The following is an 18,002-nucleotide window of genomic DNA, read 5'->3' on the forward strand; positions in this document are numbered from 1 at the left end:
CTACTGTCCAATGCAGGACTCCTGTTCAGGGATGCAAAATTGCGGCGGGGACGTTACGCCCCAGTGCAGGGCAGGTCAAGGGTAAAAACATGACAATGGCTTCATCGGGAAAACCCCTACAGCATGCAGCGACTACGTGGAAAAACAGCGCACCAATCGGTAACCTTCACGTCTCTCACACACGTCGCGGAACGCTCCATGTTGCTCAACATCGCCATCCTGCTCGGCACCCTGGTGGCCATGGAAGGCGTCGGCACGCTGGCCCACAAGTACATCATGCATGGCTGGGGCTGGTGGCTGCACCGCTCCCACCATGAGCCCCACCTGGGCATGTTGGAAACCAACGACCTGTACCTGCTGGCCCTGGGGCTGGTGGCCGCTGCGCTGGTGGCGATCGGCAAGGCCGGGTACTGGCCGTTACACTGGGTGGGCGGCGGCGTGGCGGCCTATGGGGTGCTCTATGTTGCCGCCCACGATGGCCTGTTCCACCGGCACTGGCCGCGCAAACTGCGCCCGGTGGGCCGTTACCTCAGGCGCCTGCACCGCGCGCACCGCCTGCACCATGCGGTAAAGGGGCGCGAGGGCAGTGTCTCGTTCGGGTTCTTCTACGCACCGCCCTTGCAGGTTCTGGTGCGCCAGCTGCGACGTAACAGGCGCCCGCGCAACTGAACACTAGACGCGCTCACCCGTGTCCGCAGACGCTTCTGGGCTGACATGCCCACGGCTCACCCACCAGCCGAATGCGGCTGCGGTAAAGAACATGATCAGGCTGTACAAGGCTGCGGGCACGGCCATTGTCGCGTTGTTCAGCAACGAAGGGCTGAGGGCCAGGGCAATGGCCAGGGTGCCGTTGTGAATGCCGATTTCCATGCCAATGGCGATAGCCTGGCGCTTGGGAACATGCAGCCAACGAGGCACCCAGTAGCCCACCGCCAGGCTGAGCACATTGAACAGCAGCGCCGCCAGGCCCACTACGGGTGCGTACTCCACCACGGTCTGCCAGTCCTTGGCCAAGGCAAGCACGATGGTGAACGCCAGGAACAACGCCGCCACGATCTTCATCGGTTTTTCCATGCGCGCGGCGAATGCCGGCGCAACATGGCGGATCAGCATGCCCAAGGCCACGGGCAGCAACACGATCGCAAACACCTGCAACACCTTGGCAAATTGCAGCGGGATCGCCTGGTCAGAGGCCATGAACCAGCTCAGCGACAGGTTGACCAGCAGCGGCATGGTCAGGATCGCGATCAGTGAATTGACCGCTGTCAGGGTAATGTTCAACGCCACGTCGCCGTGCGCCAAGTGGCTGAAGAGGTTGGCGGTGGTGCCACCCGGTGACGCCGCCAGCAGCATCAAACCGACCGCCAGGGCGGCCTCCAGGCCCAGGCCGTTGGCGATCAGGAAACACGCTGTCGGCAACAGCACGATCTGGCAGGCCAGGCCGATCAGCACAGGCTTGGGGTATTTCACCACACGGGCAAAATCGGCCAAGGTCAATGACAGGCCGAGGCCAAGCATGATGATGCCCAGGGCCAGGGGCAGAAAGGTGGTCAGCAGAGGGGAGGCGGTCATGGCGCAGTCTCGGGCCGGGGGTGCCGAGCAGTTTAGGTGGCGCCGACCTGATAGCTAATTGCATATGGCCAGCTTTGGTAACCATTTGTTACCGCGGTCCCTTCACCCGCGCGCTTAACGCGCATTGCAGTAACCCAGGGTGCGCAGTAGCATGCGCGCTTTTACCCAGGACTCCCCCTTCATGCCGTTCCAGCAAGGTCTGCTCGCCACCCCCGTCCCCGTGCATGCTCGTCACCTGTTCTTTTCGATCAACTCCCCAGGCGCCATACCTGCGGCGCTCGATGCACTGCTCAACGAAGTGGATGGCTTGCGTTTGACGCTGGGGGTCGGCGCACCGTTGGCCAAGGTGCTGAACGCCCGCATCGAAGGGCTTGAGCCATTCCCCGTGCTGGACGCTGCCGTGGAGAACCCGAGCACCCAGCATGCCCTGTGGCTGTGGCTGCGCGGCGAAGAGCGGGGCGACCTGTACCTGCGGGCCCAGGCGCTGGAGCAATTGCTGAGCCCGGCGTTCAGCTTGGCTGACCATGTGGAGGGCTTCCTGCACCAGGGTGGGCGTGACCTGACCGGGTACGAAGATGGCACTGAAAACCCCAGCGATGACGATGCCGTGCACGCCGCGATCCTTGCCGAGGGTGTGCCGGGCCTGAAAGGCTCCAGCTTCGCCGCCTTCCAGCTGTGGAAGCACGACCTGCAGTATTTCAAGGCGCTGCCCCAAGAGGTGCAGGACAACATCATTGGCCGCCGGCTCAGCGACAACGAAGAGCTGGATGATGCCCCGGCGTCAGCCCATGTGAAACGCACGGCACAGGAAAGCTTTGCACCCGAGGCGTTCATGGTGCGCCGTTCGATATCCTGGGCCGATACCCGGGGTGCGGGCCTGGCGTTCGTGGCCCTGGGCAAGTCCTTTGCGGCTTTTGAGGTGCAACTGCGGCGCATGAGCGGGTTGGAGGACGGCATTATCGACGGCCTGTACCGCTTCACCCGGCCGCTGACCGGCGGCTACTACTGGTGCCCACCCATGGGCGAGGCGGGTGTGGATCTGCGCCTGCTGTTGCAAGGCTGATACGTCAAACATTCAGACACACATCTAGGCGCATCCGAAGGTATCAGGGGCTAGCCTGTGGGGGACACCGCTTCCTCAAGAGGGCCTGACCATGTACGCACGCCGCGATGTTCTGCGCGCCGGGGCGGCTATTAGCCTTATGGCGGCCGCACCGTGGCTGGCCGCCGCGCCCCCAGGCCTGCTCACACGCAAGATACCCGCCACCGGTGAAGCACTGCCCGCTATCGGGGCCGGCACGTCTGGTAGCTTTGAAGTAGAGCCGGGTTCTACGGCCTATCGCCAGCTTGAACAGGTGCTCTCGGCGTTCTTCCAAGGCGGCGGCCGGGTCATCGACACGTCGCCGAACTACGGCGGCGCCGACGCTATCCTGGGGCAACTTCTGGAAGAGGGCGGTTGGCACCGCCAGTGCTTCATCGCCACCAAGATTGCAGCCGACAGCCTCGCCGCAGCCCAGACCCAGTGGGCACAAACCCTGCGTAGCCTGCGCACGGAAAAGGTCGACCTATTGCAGGTACATAATTTGCGCGACTGGAAAACCCAGTTGCCCTATGCCCGCGAACTCAAGCAACAGGGCAAAACCCGCTATGTGGGCATCACCCATTACCTGAACAGCGGGCATGAGGAGGTTGCGGCCATCGTCCGCAGCGAGCCACTGGATTTCATCCAGATCAACTATGCAGTCAATGCCCCTCAGGCAGCGAAGACCCTCTTGCCACTGTGCCGCGACAAAGGCGTAGCGGTGCTGATCAACCGGGCCTTCGACGATGGCCGGCTGTTCGCCCAGGTCAAGGACCAGCCGCTGCCAGGGTGGGCCGAGCAGGCTGGCATTGGCAGTTGGGCGCAGCTGTTCCTCAAGTTTGCGATCAGCCACCCAGCGGTTACCGCCGTAATCCCTGCAACCGGCCGGCCAGATCGCCAGCTCGACCAATTGAAAGCGGGTCATGGCCCATTGCTGACCCCGGCGCAGCAACAGGCGCTGATTCAGCAATTTGCGTGACGCGATGACGAACCTGCGGCGCCGTCTGCAACAGCTGCTCGATATCCAGCCTGGTGAAGCACCCGCAGTGCTCGCCGGCCTGCTGTTGTTCTATCTACTGTTCACCGGCTACTTCATGCTTAGGCCCGTGCGTGAAACCATGGGCATTGCGGGTGGTGTAGACAACCTGCAATGGCTGTTCACCGGGACTTTCATCGTCACACTGGTATGCCTGCCGTTGTTCGGCTGGCTGGCCTCTAAAGTACCGCGCAGGCTGATCCTGCCGTGGACCTATGGTTTTTTCGCCAGCAACCTGGTGTTGTTCGCCCTGCTCATGGCCCGGTCGCCTGATGCGGTGTGGACGGCCCGCGCATTCTACATCTGGCTGTCGGTGTTCAACCTGCTGTGTATCTCGCTGGCGTGGAGCGTGCTGGCAGACCTCTTTTCCCCTGAGCAAAGCAAGCGCCTGTTCGGCCTGCTTGCGGCTGGCGCCAGTTTGGGTGGGCTCACCGGGCCCTTGCTGGGCGCATTGCTGGTGGCGCCACTTGGTCATGCCGGGTTGCTGGTGCTGGCGGCAGGCTTTTTGGTTGCAAGCATCCAGGCCACACGTTTTCTGCAGCGCTGGCGTGCTGCACAGCCGATCACAAAGCGAGCGCCTATGCCGTCCCGGCAGCCACTGGGCGGGAACCCCTTCGCAGGTGCGACAGCGGTACTGCGTTCACCTTATCTGCTGGGCACTGCCCTGTTCGTCGTTTTGCTCGCCAGTGTCAGCACGTTCCTGTATTTCGAGCAAGCTCGCATCGTTAGCCAGACCTTCACCGACAGTACCCGGCAGACACAGGTATTCGGCCTGATAGACAGCTTGGTGCAAGCACTGGCGATCCTCACCCAACTGTTCCTCACAGGGCGCTTGGCTCGGCGGCTTGGCGTGGGCGTGCTTCTGGTGGCAGTGCCCATGGTAATGGCTGTGGGCTTCATTTGGCTGGCGATGGCCCCCGTGTTCGCAGTATTCGTAGTGGTCATGGTTATACGGCGGGCCGGGGAATACGCACTGGTGCGCCCTGGGCGGGAGATGCTGTTCACAGTGCTACCGGCCGAAGACAAGTACAAGGCCAAGAACTTCATCGACACTGTGGTGTACCGAGGCGGCGACGCCATAAGCGGCTGGCTCAAACGTGCTCTGGATGTAATGGGCGACCACCCTCAGGCTGCCATGCTGATCGGTGCGGCTATCGCCACCGGCTGGGCTGTGACCGGGGCATGGTTGGGCCGGCGCCAGGCCCGCCTGGACACCCCGGCACCCCACTGACCGCCACGCCAAATACCCGACGACCGCATATTTAACGCCACCGGTCCGATGGCGGCTGTTTAAAGCGAATCACCGCTGATGGCCGCACTCTGAACCCATGTACGGCACAGTTGCCGTGCATCCCGAAGTCCTATGAGGTTTCAGACCATGGCCAACAAAGAGAACAGCCGCAGCGGCAATCAACAAGGCAGCCAGGGCGGTACCAAGAACCCAGGCAACTTTGCCAATGACCGTGAAAAAGCATCCGAAGCAGGGCGCAAAGGCGGCCAGCATTCCTCCAGCGACCAAACCGGTAAAGCCGGACCAAAAGGCGGCCGTTCGTAAGTGAGGCTACGCGGTGCCGGGTAACCCGGCACCGCGTATTACAGGTAGGCCACCACCCGCTTGCAATGCTGCTGAGTTGACTGACAATAGCCGGGCCCGTTCCTGTCGACTGGAATCAACGCCCGATGATGCTGACCCCGCTGTTCCCCCAAGTCTCGCCTGAAGACATCCTGTTTGTATTTGCGCTCGAAGCCGAAGCCGGCCAAGTATTCGGCCACCTCAATACCGTATTTACCGGCATTGGCAAGGTCAATGCGGCTATCACGCTCACCCGTGCCATCACCCGCCATAAGCCTCGGCTGATCGTCAACCTGGGATCTGCCGGAAGCAAACGCCATGGCAAAGGCACAGTGGTGTGCTGCAATCGCTTCGTGCAACGGGATATGGATGTCACCCCCTTGGGCTTCGCCCGCTACGAGACACCTTTTTCGGATACCCCAGCAGTGCTTGAGCATGGCATGGCCATCTCGGGCTTACCCCTCGAAGCCTGCGGCACCGGTGATAACTTCGAAGTGAGCCACGGCGACGCACCCTATGACGTGGTAGATATGGAAGCCTATGTGCTGGCATTGATCGCCCGCAGTGAAAACATTCCTTTTGTCTGCCTCAAATATATTTCCGACGATGCGGGCAGCGAAGCGGCGAGTGACTGGGCCGTGCAGGTGCACCTGGCCGCCGAGGCCTTCAAGCGGGTGCTCTTCCAGCCCCGGTGAGCCACCGGGCGAACAGGCTAAACCTTCCCTGGCCAATGCAGTCACTTGAGTTATCGGTCCATCATTCAGGGGGCATGCTCAATGGCCAGGGCAATCTGGAAAGGCGCAATCAGTTTCGGGCTGGTGCATATACCGGTCGCGCTGAACACGGCGGTAAGCACCGAGCGAGTCGATTTCGACTGGCTCGACAAGCGCAGCATGGACCCGGTGGGCTACAAGCGCATCAACAAGGTGACTGGCAAGGACATCGACAAAGAACACGTCGTCAAAGGTGTGGAGTATGAAAAGGGCCGCTATGTGGTTATCAGCGAAGACGAAATTCGCAAAGCGCGCCCGGAAGCCACCCAGACCATCGATATCTTCTCGTTCGTTGATGCCGGGGAAATACCCCTGCAGCACTTCGACACGCCTTACTACCTGAGCCCTGACCGCCGGGGCGGCAAAGTGTATGCGCTACTGCGCGAAACACTGGCAAGCACCGGCAAGGTGGCGCTGGCCACCGTGGTGTTGCACACCCGTCAGCACTTGGCCTTGCTCAGGCCGCTGGAGGACGCCCTGGTCATGATTACCTTGCGCTGGCCTGAAGAAGTGCGCGGCTTGGATACGCTGGAGCTGGACACCACCGTTACGCAAGCGAAGCCAGACAAGCGTGAACTGGACATGGCCAAGCGGCTGGTCAAGGACATGTCGGGTAGCTGGACACCCGATGAGTATCATGATGCGTTCAGGGAAACGATCATGGAGCTGGTAGAGGAGAAAGCCAGCAAAGGCAAGATTGAAACGGTCGAGAAGGGCGATGCAGGCGGCACCGAAAAAAGCGCCGATATCATCGACCTTACCGAACTGCTCAAACGTAGCCTCGGGGGGAAAGCAGCTGCGGCAACAAAGAAGAAAACCGCACCCGAGAAAAAGCCGGCCAAGCGTTCGCGCAGAGCGTCGTGAGCGCGTCAGAGGGTTTTCTGCAGCCCCGCCAGATAGTCGCCAAACCCTTCTCGGGCGCGGCTCTCGCGTCGGCTGCTGGTGGCCACGCTGTGCTGCCCGCTCCAGCTGATGGCAACCCCTAACGCCTCCAGCCCCCTGACCAGTTGCACATCCTCATGTGCCGCGAGCGCCTTGAAACCACCCACCAGTGCGTAAGCGTGAGCACTCACTCCAAGGTTGGCACCATGGATGTGGCGGTGCCCGTCCTTGTCGTCGTACCGGCTATGATACAGACGGCGCAGGGCTGCCCTCTGCCATGGCTCCCACCGCTGCACATGTACCGTCCCACAGACCACCTCTGTGCCGCAGCCCAGCTGCGATACCAGCCAGTGCAATGGCACCTGGCTGTCAGCATCGGTGCAGGCCAACCAGGTCGCGCCACGGTCGAGCATCCAGGCGGCGCCGGTCCGCCGGGCTTCGCCCACGTTACCGGCCTCAATCGCCACAGTTTCGATGCCATGGCGCAGCGCAACAGCGGCGGTGCTGTCGGTACAGCGGTCAAGCACCACAACGATTTCAACCCTGTGACCTGCATCGGCAGCGTATCGGGCAGCCAGCAGCGCAGCCTTGAGGCAGCGGCCCAGGCGCCGGGCTTCATTGTGGGCAGGGATGACGATGCCGATCATAAGCAAGTCTCGTCGAGGTCGACCACGCTTGGCTGGGCGGACCAGTAGGCCATGATGAAGTCCGCTTCCTCGTGGCAGAACAGAGGATAGAGGGGAAGGTGCTTTTCCAGCATGCGGTGTACCTCGCGGCCATCTTGAGGGCAACCTGCGATGGGGTGCTTCCAGTGGCAGGTCAGCAACCCGCCGTCATAGGTAAGGCTGGCGACCGACTGCTCGATAACCTGCAACCAGTCTGCAGGGTCCAGGTAATAGCCCACCTCGCTCAGTACGATCAGGTCGAACTGCCCCCCAGGCCAATCCGCTGGCAAACGCGCCACCTCTGCGTGCACATGGGGGGCCTCGGCGAGCCGGCCAAGGGTGAGCCTGATGGCGGTAGGGTCGAGGTCCTGGCACACCAGCGCTCCACAGCGCTCGGCCAGCATGACGCTGAGCTCGCCATTGGCGCACGCCGGCTCGAAGACGCGCTGGTAGCACTGCCGCGGCAGGCTGGCCATCAGCAGGTCCCGCTTGCGCTTCTCGTACCAGCGTGTTCGAAAAGCCCAGGGGTCTTCGTTCGTGGCATACAGGTCGGCGAAATACTCGGCGTCAATGCTCATGGCAGCTCCATTCACAGGAAGACCAGTTCGAAGGGTTGCAACAGGCAGTCCAGCAAGTCCGGGAGCAGCACCGGTGGGTTGCAACCATCCGGTTCAAACTGGCTGGCGTGCGCAGCGATTGCCTTGCGCTTGCGCCCCACCTGAGCTTCATCCAATTGCAAGCGATGGGCCCGTGGCCACGGCAGGCGGGGGTCATCGGGCTGGGCCCAATGCCAAGCCCAGACGGGCACCTCGGCCAGCTGCACTTTGCGGGCAAGGGCCGCCTGGGCCGCCGCCCGGCCGACCGCTTCGTGATCGCAGTGCCCATCGCCCCGCCAGGTGGCCATCAGCAAATCGTCAGGCCGCAGCAGCTGCGTGAGGTGGCTGACCAGAAACGCTTCTTCGCGGGGCAGCTGGCCATCTTTGAGATTGAGCCGTCGCCAGTCCAGGCGGCCGGGGTCCAGGTTAAGTTGCTGCAGTGCCAGGCGGCTTTCCTGAGGCCGCTGGCGGCGCAAGCGATGCTCGGTCCAGTGACTGGACCCAGGGTGGCTGCCTTCGCCATCGGTGGCCGAGACAAGCACCAAGTCCTCCTCTCGCCCCCTGAACCCGGCCAGCAGGCCGCCGGCCATTAGAATCTCGTCGTCCGGGTGCGGCGCGATCAGCACCAGGCGCCGCCCAGGTGGGCAAAGTTGGTGGGCATCCAGCCACGTGGCGCGGGCCAGATGGGCGGATTGCTGCCACGCAGACCACGGCGTGCCAGGGCTTTCTTCGATCAGGTTTTCGCTCATAACTGCCATGCTCCAGCGGGTACCTGTGTGAGTTGCTGGCCCAGTACGGCCAGGTCGCGCTCCGCGTGGCTCTGGCGGATGAACACCGGCAGGTCCGCGCTGAGGCGGGCGAAGTGGCTGTTGCGGCAGAACGGGGTGGCCCCCAGGGCTCGGCCGACGTGGCTGATAACCTGTTCGACCGCCTGTTCGACCTGCGCGCGGGCACGGCGCACCTGCAGGCTGGCATCGGCATGCGGGTTATGGTCGATCCAGGCGGCGCATTCACGCAGGGCTGCCTTGGCGCCGTACAATGCAGCATCCGCTGCGCCCAGGTGCGCATCGGCGTGGGGGTCAGGGTGCGGCTTGCGGCAGTGCTCGCGCAGGTAGCCAGCCAAGGCCTCGGCGGCGCCGTACCAACAGGCGGCGATACCACCGCCGCCGTGCCAGAAGCCAGGCCGTGACAGGTATTGGCCGGGCCGGCCGACCAGCACGCCTGGGGTATCGTCGAACTCGATTTCAACGCTGGCGGTAGTGGCCATGCCAACCGCCTGCCAGCGTTCGCTATTCAAGCCCTGGCCGGGCTGTGGTAGCTCGATGGCGACCAGTTGCGGACGCATTTCTTCGTCCCACGCTGTGATCAGCGCCCGGTCGACCTGTAGGGCACCCGAGCACCATGCCTTGCGGCCGCCCAGGCGAACCTGGGCGCCATCCCGCGCAACGATAATGGCCCGGGCGTCAGGGGGCTCGGCCGCCCACACGCCCCAGATTCCGTTCGCAGCGTAATGAGCGGCGCCACATTCGGCCATGATCGCCAAAGCATCGGTATGGCCCTCGTAAAGCTTCGCCAAGGCCAGATCGCACCCGGCCACTCGGGCAAGGGCTTGCCAGCGCCGCAACGTGTCGCCCTGGCCTGGCAGCGGCAACTGGTCCAGATGATCGGCTTGCAGAGTCTGGAGCAGTGACGGCAATTGCGTATCCAGGCTGAGCGGTTGCGGGCGCTCGCCGAAGGGGCGCAGCACGCGGTCCAGGTGGGTCAGGTCCAGGTCCTGCGCGGTGGTCATTGGCGTCCCTCCTTGGCTTGGTACTGGGCAATCATTGCTCCAGGCCCAATTGTCGGCGCATGCGCGCGGTAATGGACTGCCGGGTATTGCCCAGCGCTGCCCAGGGGTCGTCCACCTCGGCTAGACGCTGCGCGAGGTTGGCGATGGTCCACTGATTGGCGGCCTTGAGCTGGGCCAGCTCTTCCCGCCAGATAGGCACGGAAACCGGCAGGCCTTCGCGGGCACGCAGCGAATAGGCGCAGGCAGTAGTGGCACCTTTGCCATTGCGCAGGTAGTCGATGAAAATGCGGCCTACACGGTTTTTTGGGCCTGAGATTGCCGTTAGTCGGTCCGGGAACAACTGGGCTAGATAGGTCACGATGGCGTGGCTGAACGCTTTCACCTCTTCCCAGCCCGCCCGGCGCGTCAGCGGCACCACCAGATGAATGCCTTTGCCGCCGCTGGTCTTGATGAACACGGTGAGCCCTAGTTCATCGAGCAGGGTCAAGGTCAGCTGGGTAGCCTCGAGCATGGCTTTCCAGGGCAGGGCCGGGTCAGGGTCCAGGTCCAGGACGAACCGGTCCGGCTTGTCGAAGTTGCTATCGATTGCATTCCAGGTGTGCAGCTCAAGCATGTTCATCTGTACGGCCCCCAACAGGGAATCTGGCCGATTGATGACCATGGCAGCCTGGCCCGCTTCGGCCTTGTCGTAGCTGCGCAGGTGAGGGATGTGCAACTGCTCGGCGTTCTTCTGAAAGAACAGCTCACCCTCAAGCCCATCGGGGGCACGCACCAACGCCACGGGTCGGTGCTTGAGTTGCGGGATGATCCACTCACTGACAGCAGCGTAATAGTGGGCAATTTCGCGCTTGGTGACGCCCGTACTGGCGTCGATCACCCGGTCCGGGTGGGTCAGGCGCAGTTTGCCCAGATCTTCCGGTAGCTCAGTGGCTTTGCGCCTGGCGGTGCTTTTGCCGGACATGGGTTGCTCCAGGTCTATGTGGCGGGCGGGTTTATCGTGCCGCAGCCCATGGAACACCGCGTGGCGAACAATGCCGTCACGGGTCATCTGCGCGTAGGCAACTTCTGCCAGTAACACTGGTTGCAGCCAGTGAACGCCCCGCGCCTCTGCGCCAGTCGGTGGGTGGGCCAGCGCAGGCTCAGCCACCTGCAACGGTTCGAGGCGGGCAAGCAGGCTGGCCAGCGTTGCTGCGCTGAACCCGGTGCCCACCTTGCCGGCATAGCGCAGCTGATGCTTTTCACCGTCATGCAGGGCCAGGAGCAAGGCGCCGAAGCCTTTCCGGCTGCCTTTGGGGTCTGTGTAGCCAACCACTACAAACTCTTGGCGGCGACCGCACTTGAGCTTGATCCAGTCAGCGCTGCGCTTACCCAGGTAGGGGCTATCGGCGCGTTTGCCGATAAGCCCTTCCAGCCCAAGGCGACAGGCACTCTGGAGCAACGAATCAACCGGCTGATCGAAATCTGCCGAATACATCAGCCGCCCATCGGCACTGTGTTGTAGCAGCTGGTGCAGGGTGGCACGACGTTGCTGCAAGGGCAGGGGACGAAGGTCTTCACCGCCCAGGAACAGCAGGTCAAAGACGTAATAGACAATGGCATCATCCTGCTCGGTGTCGAACGCATTTTGCAGCGCCTGGAAATCGGCCACCCCCTCGGCATCGTTGACCACCATCTCGCCGTCGAGCCAGGCTGAATCCAACCCCAGTGCACGCAACGCCGCGACCTGGCCTTGCATCTTGGCGGTCCAGTCATGACCGTTACGGGTAAAAAGGCGGATATCCTCCCCGGCGACACGGGCGAGAATGCGGTAGCCGTCGAACTTCACCTCATAGCGCCATTCACCACGGGGCGCCGTTTCAACCAAGGTTGCCAGTTGTGGTTCAAGCGCTGTCGGCAGCCCGGCGCCCGTTGGCTTGCGTGCAGCCGCCTTGGCTCTCGGTTTTTTGGGCACTTTGGCTTTCGGTATCAAGGTGCGGTCACTGAGCACACTGTCGGGCTGCTCATCCACCACGACGTACTCGCTTTCGGGGCGGGCCTGGCTGTCATTGGATTTGACCAGCATCCACTGCTCTTTCTTGCCCGCCATCCGTGTGCGAAACAGGTTCCACACGCCGCCCAGCTTTTCGCCCTGCAAGCGGAAGCGCAGCTTGCCTTTGGCATAAGCCTCGGCCGGGTTGCCTTCGGGCTCCCATACGCCTCTGTCCCACACAATGACATCACCGCCACCGTAGTGGCCTTCAGGGATATGCCCCTCAAAGCTGGCGTACTCGAGCGGATGATCTTCTACGTGCACCGCCAGCCTTCGTACTTTCGGGTCCAGGGAAGGACCTTTGGGTATGGCCCAGCTCTTCAGCGTGCCTTCAAGTTCCAGGCGGAAATCGTAGTGGAGGTGGCTGGCATCGTGTTTCTGGATGCAGAACTGCAAGGCATGGGCGCGCTTGCGCTTGCCCCCTTGGCCACTGGGCTCCGGCGTGGCATCAAAATCGCGCTTGCGTGCATATTCCGCTAGGGACCTTGCCATCACTGGCTCCACACCATGAGTGTCTTGGTGTTGGGAGGCAACCGTGGAACAGGGAGTTCAATAAATCGGATGGCCCGGAAAAACTCTGAATCTTCCTGCGCCGGGCAGAGTCGACCACAAGTGAGCCACTTGAAGGAGACGCCACATGGCCAAGCCAAACGACCCCAAGCCCTACACACCGACTGAGATCGACAACATTGAAGACCGCATGGGCAGCGTTCACGAACTGGACTTCAGTGAGCGCCTGGACGAGCGGCGAGGGCGGGTGGGTGATGAACGGCCTGCAGGTGACATCGAGCAGGAGTTCCCCGCTGAGCGCGTGGCCGAAAGCGGCATGACCGGGGGCGAGGCCCTGACCGACAGCCTGCACGAAGACAACGTGACCTACGATGACCTGAGCCCTGACACGCTGCTGGATGAAACCGGCGCGCGCGACCCGCACGAACCCGGCCATGGTGGCCCGGCAGATATGGAGCTTACTGAGGTAGATGCCGACGAAATTGGTGGCGGTATCGGCCTGGATGAAGCTGAACTGGCCCGCTCCGCGCCGCTGGACGGCGAGCCATGGAGCGATGATGTAGTTGACGAAGATGACCGGAGCCCACAATGAGTGAATTACGATGCGCCTGCACTGAATGTTCCTGCACGGTCAATGCCGTGCCGCAGAATGGCAAGGCCTACTGCTGTGAAGCCTGCGCCACCGGCCACCGCAGTGGCGACCCATGCCGCATGCCGGGCTGCACCTGCGGCCAGGTAGCCCAGAAGAAAGAGAGCAGCGTCGATAACGCGCTCGATGAAACCTTCCCCGCCAGCGACCCCATCTCGCCCTGAGCATAGGCTGCCACGCGACCCTGCTGCTCAAAGCGGGGTCGTTAGCTGCTAGCCACTCCCCCCTCCCATCTGCCCCATGGCTTATGTCTGCGCAGGCTTCTCGTGCTGACGCATGGCCTTTGCACGCTTCTCCAGCACCAAGTAAGTGATCACTGCCAATACCAGAGGGATAAGGTAGTACAGCGTGCGGTAGGCCAACAGGGCTGCCACCAGGCTGCCCTGGGCCATCTGCCCTTGCAGCAGGCCAAGAAACACGGTTTCCAGCACACCCAACCCGGCAGGGATGTGGGCCACCACTCCCGCCACGCAGCTGATCAACAGAATGCCCAGAATGGACGGGTAGAAGGCCTGGTCTGGCAACAGCCAGAAGATAAGCAGCGCCATCATTGCCCAGTTGCTGGCGCCCAGCACCACCTGGCAAACCGCCAGGCGCAGCGAGGGCAAGGTGAGTTCATGCTCGCGCCAGCGCCAGGTACGCTTCGTCGCAAATCCGCACGCCATTACATAGCCTAACGACACCGCCAGCAACAGGAAGCCGATCATCTGCAGGCCGGTCGTGCCCACTGCCCAGTGGGACGGCAGCTCTACCAGACGCAGGGCAAACACGCTGCCGGCGATCAACATGTAGCCCATCCAGTTGGTCAACAGCCCCAGGGTCAGGATGCGGGTGATGGTGGGGGTGTCCAGCCCCAGGCGCCCGTACAAGCGGTAGCGCAGGGCAACACCGCCTACCCAAGTAGTGAAGTTGAGGTTGAACGCATAACACACGAACGCGATGGGCAGCACTTGCCTGGCCGGCAGCCGGTGGCCGGTGTAGGCACGCGCCAGCAAGTCGTAGCTGGCGAAGATCAGGAAACTGCACAACGCCATGACCAGCCCGATCGCCAGGGTGCCGGGTTTGTAGGCCATCAGCGACTGGCGCACCTCGTTCCAGTCCAGGTTGCGTGCCAGCGTGAACAGCAGTGCCGGGATCAGAATCAGGAACAATACGGTAAACAGGCGCTTGGCCCAGGTCTGCCAACGCTTGCGCTCCATCAGGTGTTGCCCTCGTTCAGGTTGCCTTGGGTGGCCACTTCCGGTTGCTGCGGTTCCAGCCGCTTGCGGTGGGCCGGAAACCAGCCGGCAATGCGCGGGAAGTGGCGTACTGCGTGGAAGCACAAGAAAATCAACGGTGCACGCCACCAGTAGCCCCGGATCATGCGCTCCAGGGTCACAGGCTTGCACTGCTCACTGGCCAGGGACTGCAAGTGCTGGTACAGCTGCTGGTTGAAGGCGTGGTCGCGGATAAACAGGTTGGCTTCCAGGTTGAACGACAGGCTCAGGGGGTCGAGGTTGCTGGAGCCCACCGTAGCCCACTGGTCATCGACCAAGGCCACCTTGCCGTGCAGGGGGCGGCGGCAATATTCGTGTATACGCACGCCATCGCGCAGCAGGTAGTTGTAGAGCAAGCGCGACAGTGCACGTACCCAGCGCATGTCCGGCTCGCCCTGCATGATCAGCGTGACCTCTACACCCCGCCGTGCGGCGTTACGCAGTTCGCGCAGCAGCCGGTAGCCCGGGAAGAAATAGGCGTTGGCCACCACGATACGTGAACGCGCATTGCGCAGTGCTTCGAGGTAATACGCTTCTATGGCGGTGCTGCGCTGCCCGTTGTCACGTTCCACCAGCACGGCAGTGATGTCGCCAGTGGGGGCGGTAACAGGGCGCACGTCACTCGGCGGTTCCAGCACCGGGGACATCAGCCGACGGCTCACCGCGTGCACCTGTGCGACCACGGGCCCTGTGACTTCAACGGCGTAATCCTGTTTGGCCATGGGCCCGAAATCACCGAGGTGATCGGCGCTGTAGTTGATCCCGCCAATGAAGGCGCGCTGGCCATCGATCACCACGAGCTTGCGGTGCAGCCGCCTGAACAGGTTGGTCCGCATGCCTGCCAGGCGCGGTTGCGGGTCGAAGAGGTGGAAACGCACGCCGGCATCGGTCATGGCCGCAATGAAATCGGCCGGCAAATCCGCCGTGCCGTAACCGTCAGCCACCACCTCGACCCGCACACCGCGACGGGCAGCATCCGCCAGCACCCGTTGCAGCTGCTGGCCCACCTTGTCGTCGTAGATGATGAAGGTTTCCAGCAGGATCTCTTCCCGGGCCTGGGCCATGGCCTCGAAAACCCGGGGGTAGTACGCCTCGCCATTGATCAACAGTTCGACGCTGTTGCCCTCTACCCAAGGTCTTTTCACACACTGATCTCCGCAGCCAGAGGGGCGTGGTCGGACAAGTGCGACCACGGGTAATTGGACAGCACCCGGGCCTTGGCCGGCATGCCGTTGCGCACGTAGATGCGGTCGAGCCGCAGCAGCGGCAGACGCGCGGGAAAGGTGCGTGCCGGCGCACCGAAGCGCTCGCCGAACGCCTCTACCAGCGACTGCGACAGCACCGCGTCAGCCTTCAGCCGCCAGTCGTTGAAATCGCCGGCGATGATCACGGGGGCTTTGGCCGGCAAGCGCTCCAGCAAGGCCAGCAGCAGTTTCACCTGGCTCTGCCGGTGGGCTTCCCGCAGGCCCAGGTGCACGCAAATGGCATGCACCTCATCGTGCCCGGGCACCTGCAGTTGGCAGTGCAGCAGGCCGCGCTCCTCGGTGCCGTGCACGGTCACGTCGAGGTTCTGCGAGCGCAGGATCGGGAACTTGGACAGCAGCGCGTTACCGTGATCGCCATGGGGGTACACGGCATTGCGGCCGTAGGCAAACTGCGGCCACATGCTGTCGGCCAGAAACTCGTACTGGGGGGAGGCCGGCCAGCCGGGGTGGCGCAGCGCGTGCTGCGCATGGCTGCCATGCACCTCCTGTAGAAAAACAAGGTCGGCACCGGTGGCCCTTACAGCCTCGCGCAGCTCCGGCAGGATGAAACGCCGGTTGAAAAAGGTGAAACCCTTGTGCACGTTAAGCGTGAGCACATTCAACCGATGCACGGCTGTGCGGCTGTCGGCGGCGGGGTGGGGCGCAGATAGCGTCGAATTCAAAGCTCTACCTCAGGTTCAGTACCGGGTTCGGTCATCAGGTCGTGGTCTAGGTGCAGTTTTTCCAGCAGGCGCCGTGCGTCATAGGGAGCGTGGACCTTTTGATCGTTATCGAAGTAGCAGTACACGTCACGCGATGCCTTGTGGGGCGGCGGGCCCGGTACGATCAGCCGTGCGTCGTCCGCCTGGTCGCCTTTGGTCCATTGCTCGATGCGGTGCTTCCAGCGGCGCAGTGCGGCAACCGTATAGCCGCTGCTGTACAGCTCCACATCGCCATGCAGCCGCATGTACACGAAGTCAGCCGTAAGGTCCTCGGCATAGGGCCACTTGCCTGCGCTATCGGCCACCACCAGGGCGAGGTTATGGGCGCGCAGCATGTCGATGAAGGTGTCGCACATGAAACTGTCGTGGCGTACCTCCACCGCGTGGCGCAAGGGCGTATTGCCGGTCATCTCAGCACCGCCATTGCCCTTCAGGCGTTCGCTGCAGTTCTTGGCACAACGCCGGGCCGCAGCCCGGTCGTGGGGCAACTGTTGGAAGAACTCGGCGAACCGGGCTTCATCGAACTTCATGTTGGGCGGGAATTGCCACAAAAAAGGGCCTAACTTGTCGCCGAGCATGAGCGGCCCAGACGCAAAGAAGTTGGACAGCGGCTCCTTGATGTCCTTCAACCGGCGCACATGGGTGATATAGCGCGGCGCCTTGACTGAAAACACGAAATCATCGGGCGTGGCCTGCGCCCAGCCAAGGTACCGCTCAGGTGTTTGCAGGCTGTAAAACGAGCCGTTTATCTCGATGGTGTTCACCGCCCGTGAGGCGAAGGCGAGTTCATCGTCCTGCCGCAAGCCCTGGGGGTAGAAATCCTTGCGCCATGGGCCATAGCGCCACCCTGAAATGCCAATGCGCACGTCGCTCACGGTCCCTCCTTACTGCTTGTCGCCCCGTTCATCCATGCGACCGATGCAGCTACCCGGTGGTTCAGCCACTGATGCCCAGCGGCGCATGGCGGGTGGATTGAACTTTGCCGGCCAGCACGCTTCCACCGTTCAGCAAGAAGGCAATGCACCACGCACTCAAACGAGCCTTCTGGAGACAGGCATGGCCAGACACATCATCCACTTCACCGGCCCCATCAACTCGTCGACGTGCGGCAACCTCATCAATACCTGCACCAAAGCTCTGAACCAGGGTGCAGACGTGCTGCAACTAAACATCGCGACCATGGGTGGTGAATGCAGTTACGGGTTTACCCTGTACAACTACTTGCGGGGCCTGCCTGTCAGTGTGCATACCCATAACCTGGGTACCGTGGAGTCGATGGGCAATATTCTGTTTTTGGCGGGCGATCACCGTACCGCCTGTACCCACAGCAAGTTCCTGTTCCACCCGTTTCACTGGACCTTGCACGGCTCGGTCGACCATGCGCGCATGGCCGAATACGCCATGAGCCTGGACTATGACTTGCGGCTGTACGCAGAAATCGTCTCGGAACGTACCCAGGGTGGCAGTGAAGTACTGGACGTGCCCCGTTACTTAATGGCGGCCCCGCGCATACTCGGCCCGCAGGAAGCGTTGGACAGTGGCCTGATCCATGGGATAGACGAGATGCCGATCGAGGCTGGCGTATGCCAATGGAGTGTTCACGCTTGATAACCGCGTTGTGGCAG

19 protein-coding genes and 1 pseudogene are annotated in these 18,002 nt (G+C 62.5%); 10 read left to right on the forward strand and 10 right to left on the reverse strand.

Going from position 1 to position 18,002, the window contains the following annotated elements; all coding sequences use genetic code 11:
* The first annotated feature begins 198 nt into the window (after positions 1 to 198).
* Complete coding sequence (locus IAE33_RS09550) at positions 199 to 669, forward strand: sterol desaturase family protein (RefSeq protein WP_028634027.1); 471 nt, start codon at positions 199 to 201, stop codon at positions 667 to 669.
* Positions 670 to 672: 3 nt separating this feature from the next.
* Here the strand turns inward: IAE33_RS09550 and IAE33_RS09555 are convergent, their stop codons facing one another.
* Positions 673 to 1,572, reverse strand: coding sequence for a bile acid:sodium symporter family protein (locus IAE33_RS09555; RefSeq protein ID WP_201163311.1), 900 nt, complete (start codon positions 1,570 to 1,572; stop codon positions 673 to 675).
* 181 nt (positions 1,573 to 1,753) lie between these two features.
* On the opposite strand from IAE33_RS09555, the gene IAE33_RS09560 reads away from it, so the two are divergent.
* The 6 genes and pseudogenes from IAE33_RS09560 (at position 1,754) to ku (ending at position 6,899) form a co-directional block, all read left to right on the forward strand.
* Complete coding sequence (locus tag IAE33_RS09560) at positions 1,754 to 2,635, forward strand: Dyp-type peroxidase (RefSeq protein WP_201163380.1); 882 nt, start codon at positions 1,754 to 1,756, stop codon at positions 2,633 to 2,635.
* Between the two features lie 91 nt (positions 2,636 to 2,726).
* Positions 2,727 to 3,632, forward strand: a complete 906-nt coding sequence (locus IAE33_RS09565) for an aldo/keto reductase (RefSeq protein WP_201163312.1) — start codon at positions 2,727 to 2,729, stop codon at positions 3,630 to 3,632.
* Between the two features lie 4 nt (positions 3,633 to 3,636).
* Positions 3,637 to 4,920 carry an NTP/NDP exchange transporter gene (locus IAE33_RS09570; RefSeq protein ID WP_201163313.1) on the forward strand — a complete coding sequence of 428 codons (1,284 nt, stop codon included), beginning with the start codon at positions 3,637 to 3,639 and terminating at the stop codon, positions 4,918 to 4,920.
* A 204-nt stretch (positions 4,921 to 5,124) separates the two neighbouring features.
* Positions 5,125 to 5,244 (forward strand): annotated as a pseudogene (locus IAE33_RS09575) (general stress protein); the annotation flags it as partial.
* A gap of 125 nt (positions 5,245 to 5,369) precedes the next feature.
* Positions 5,370 to 5,957, forward strand: a complete 588-nt coding sequence (locus IAE33_RS09580; protein WP_201163315.1) for a 5'-methylthioadenosine/S-adenosylhomocysteine nucleosidase family protein — start codon at positions 5,370 to 5,372, stop codon at positions 5,955 to 5,957.
* 81 nt (positions 5,958 to 6,038) lie between these two features.
* Entirely contained in the window at positions 6,039 to 6,899 is an 861-nt protein-coding gene (ku, locus tag IAE33_RS09585; RefSeq protein ID WP_201163316.1) for a non-homologous end joining protein Ku, read from the forward strand.
* Between the two features lie 5 nt (positions 6,900 to 6,904).
* Here ku and IAE33_RS09590 read toward each other — a convergent pair whose 3' ends face one another.
* Genes IAE33_RS09590 through ligD form a run of 5 tightly spaced genes read right to left on the reverse strand, consistent with a single transcriptional unit; the run spans position 6,905 to position 12,488 of the window.
* On the reverse strand, positions 6,905 to 7,564 hold the full coding sequence (locus IAE33_RS09590; RefSeq protein WP_201163317.1) for a glycosyltransferase: 660 nt from the start codon (positions 7,562 to 7,564) through the stop codon (positions 6,905 to 6,907).
* On the reverse strand, positions 7,561 to 8,160 hold the full coding sequence (locus tag IAE33_RS09595; protein ID WP_028634018.1) for a class I SAM-dependent methyltransferase: 600 nt from the start codon (positions 8,158 to 8,160) through the stop codon (positions 7,561 to 7,563). The genes IAE33_RS09590 and IAE33_RS09595 overlap by 4 nt, the downstream gene beginning before the upstream one ends.
* Positions 8,161 to 8,171: 11 nt before the next feature.
* Complete coding sequence (locus tag IAE33_RS09600; protein ID WP_201163318.1) at positions 8,172 to 8,927, reverse strand: PIG-L deacetylase family protein; 756 nt, start codon at positions 8,925 to 8,927, stop codon at positions 8,172 to 8,174.
* Entirely contained in the window at positions 8,924 to 9,967 is a 1,044-nt protein-coding gene (locus tag IAE33_RS09605) for an acyl-CoA dehydrogenase (RefSeq protein WP_201163319.1), read from the reverse strand. Before IAE33_RS09605 ends, IAE33_RS09600 begins: the two co-directional genes overlap by 4 nt.
* Positions 9,968 to 9,998: 31 nt before the next feature.
* On the reverse strand, positions 9,999 to 12,488 hold the full coding sequence (gene ligD / locus IAE33_RS09610) for a DNA ligase D (protein ID WP_201163320.1): 2,490 nt from the start codon (positions 12,486 to 12,488) through the stop codon (positions 9,999 to 10,001).
* Between the two features lie 145 nt (positions 12,489 to 12,633).
* On the opposite strand from ligD, the gene IAE33_RS09615 reads away from it, so the two are divergent.
* Both IAE33_RS09615 and IAE33_RS09620 read left to right on the forward strand, forming a co-directional pair.
* Entirely contained in the window at positions 12,634 to 13,098 is a 465-nt protein-coding gene (locus tag IAE33_RS09615) for a hypothetical protein (protein WP_060483389.1), read from the forward strand.
* A complete protein-coding gene (locus IAE33_RS09620) occupies positions 13,095 to 13,319 on the forward strand; it encodes a metallothionein (protein WP_028634013.1) in 225 nt (74 codons plus the stop codon). Before IAE33_RS09615 ends, IAE33_RS09620 begins: the two co-directional genes overlap by 4 nt.
* Before the next feature lie 81 nt (positions 13,320 to 13,400).
* Here the strand turns inward: IAE33_RS09620 and IAE33_RS09625 are convergent, their stop codons facing one another.
* From IAE33_RS09625 to IAE33_RS09640, 4 genes are read right to left on the reverse strand one after another with little or no spacing between them, the layout of a single operon-like run.
* Positions 13,401 to 14,354 carry a lysylphosphatidylglycerol synthase domain-containing protein gene (locus IAE33_RS09625; RefSeq protein WP_201163321.1) on the reverse strand — a complete coding sequence of 318 codons (954 nt, stop codon included), beginning with the start codon at positions 14,352 to 14,354 and terminating at the stop codon, positions 13,401 to 13,403.
* Positions 14,354 to 15,556: a cardiolipin synthase ClsB gene (clsB, locus tag IAE33_RS09630; protein ID WP_201163322.1), complete on the reverse strand. Its 1,203-nt coding sequence runs from the start codon at positions 15,554 to 15,556 to the stop codon at positions 14,354 to 14,356. Before clsB ends, IAE33_RS09625 begins: the two co-directional genes overlap by 1 nt.
* The gene (locus IAE33_RS09635; RefSeq protein ID WP_201163323.1) at positions 15,553 to 16,338 is read right to left on the reverse strand and encodes an endonuclease/exonuclease/phosphatase family protein; all 786 of its coding nucleotides are present in this window, start codon (positions 16,336 to 16,338) and stop codon (positions 15,553 to 15,555) included. Before IAE33_RS09635 ends, clsB begins: the two co-directional genes overlap by 4 nt.
* The gene (locus IAE33_RS09640) at positions 16,335 to 17,252 is read right to left on the reverse strand and encodes a DUF72 domain-containing protein (RefSeq protein WP_201163324.1); all 918 of its coding nucleotides are present in this window, start codon (positions 17,250 to 17,252) and stop codon (positions 16,335 to 16,337) included. The genes IAE33_RS09635 and IAE33_RS09640 overlap by 4 nt, the downstream gene beginning before the upstream one ends.
* Before the next feature lie 181 nt (positions 17,253 to 17,433).
* Between IAE33_RS09640 and IAE33_RS09645 the strand changes: the two genes are divergently transcribed.
* Positions 17,434 to 17,985 (forward strand): ATP-dependent Clp protease proteolytic subunit, encoded by a 552-nt coding sequence (locus IAE33_RS09645; protein WP_201163325.1) that lies wholly within the window; start codon positions 17,434 to 17,436, stop codon positions 17,983 to 17,985.
* The last annotated feature ends 17 nt before the right edge of the window (positions 17,986 to 18,002 follow it).

This window comes from Pseudomonas sp. S60, from assembly GCF_016647865.1.
In the GTDB taxonomy this organism is placed as follows: Bacteria; Pseudomonadota; Gammaproteobacteria; order Pseudomonadales; family Pseudomonadaceae; genus Aquipseudomonas; species Aquipseudomonas parafulva.

Bases quoted from the DNA above. Each gene is read 5' to 3' on its own strand.
- IAE33_RS09550 (WP_028634027.1), top strand. From the start codon at position 199: ATGTTGCTCAACATCGCCATCCTGCTCGGCACCCTGGTGGCCATGGAA.
- IAE33_RS09555 (WP_201163311.1), bottom strand. From the start codon at position 1,572: ATGACCGCCTCCCCTCTGCTGACCACCTTTCTGCCCCTGGCCCTGGGC.
- IAE33_RS09560 (WP_201163380.1), top strand. From the start codon at position 1,754: ATGCCGTTCCAGCAAGGTCTGCTCGCCACCCCCGTCCCCGTGCATGCT.
- IAE33_RS09565 (WP_201163312.1), top strand. From the start codon at position 2,727: ATGTACGCACGCCGCGATGTTCTGCGCGCCGGGGCGGCTATTAGCCTT.
- IAE33_RS09570 (WP_201163313.1), top strand. From the start codon at position 3,637: ATGACGAACCTGCGGCGCCGTCTGCAACAGCTGCTCGATATCCAGCCT.
- IAE33_RS09580 (WP_201163315.1), top strand. From the start codon at position 5,370: ATGATGCTGACCCCGCTGTTCCCCCAAGTCTCGCCTGAAGACATCCTG.
- ku (WP_201163316.1), top strand. From the start codon at position 6,039: ATGGCCAGGGCAATCTGGAAAGGCGCAATCAGTTTCGGGCTGGTGCAT.
- IAE33_RS09590 (WP_201163317.1), bottom strand. From the start codon at position 7,564: ATGATCGGCATCGTCATCCCTGCCCACAATGAAGCCCGGCGCCTGGGC.
- IAE33_RS09595 (WP_028634018.1), bottom strand. From the start codon at position 8,160: ATGAGCATTGACGCCGAGTATTTCGCCGACCTGTATGCCACGAACGAA.
- IAE33_RS09600 (WP_201163318.1), bottom strand. From the start codon at position 8,927: ATGAGCGAAAACCTGATCGAAGAAAGCCCTGGCACGCCGTGGTCTGCG.
- IAE33_RS09605 (WP_201163319.1), bottom strand. From the start codon at position 9,967: ATGACCACCGCGCAGGACCTGGACCTGACCCACCTGGACCGCGTGCTG.
- ligD (WP_201163320.1), bottom strand. From the start codon at position 12,488: ATGGCAAGGTCCCTAGCGGAATATGCACGCAAGCGCGATTTTGATGCC.
- IAE33_RS09615 (WP_060483389.1), top strand. From the start codon at position 12,634: ATGGCCAAGCCAAACGACCCCAAGCCCTACACACCGACTGAGATCGAC.
- IAE33_RS09620 (WP_028634013.1), top strand. From the start codon at position 13,095: ATGAGTGAATTACGATGCGCCTGCACTGAATGTTCCTGCACGGTCAAT.
- IAE33_RS09625 (WP_201163321.1), bottom strand. From the start codon at position 14,354: ATGGAGCGCAAGCGTTGGCAGACCTGGGCCAAGCGCCTGTTTACCGTA.
- IAE33_RS09645 (WP_201163325.1), top strand. From the start codon at position 17,434: ATGGCCAGACACATCATCCACTTCACCGGCCCCATCAACTCGTCGACG.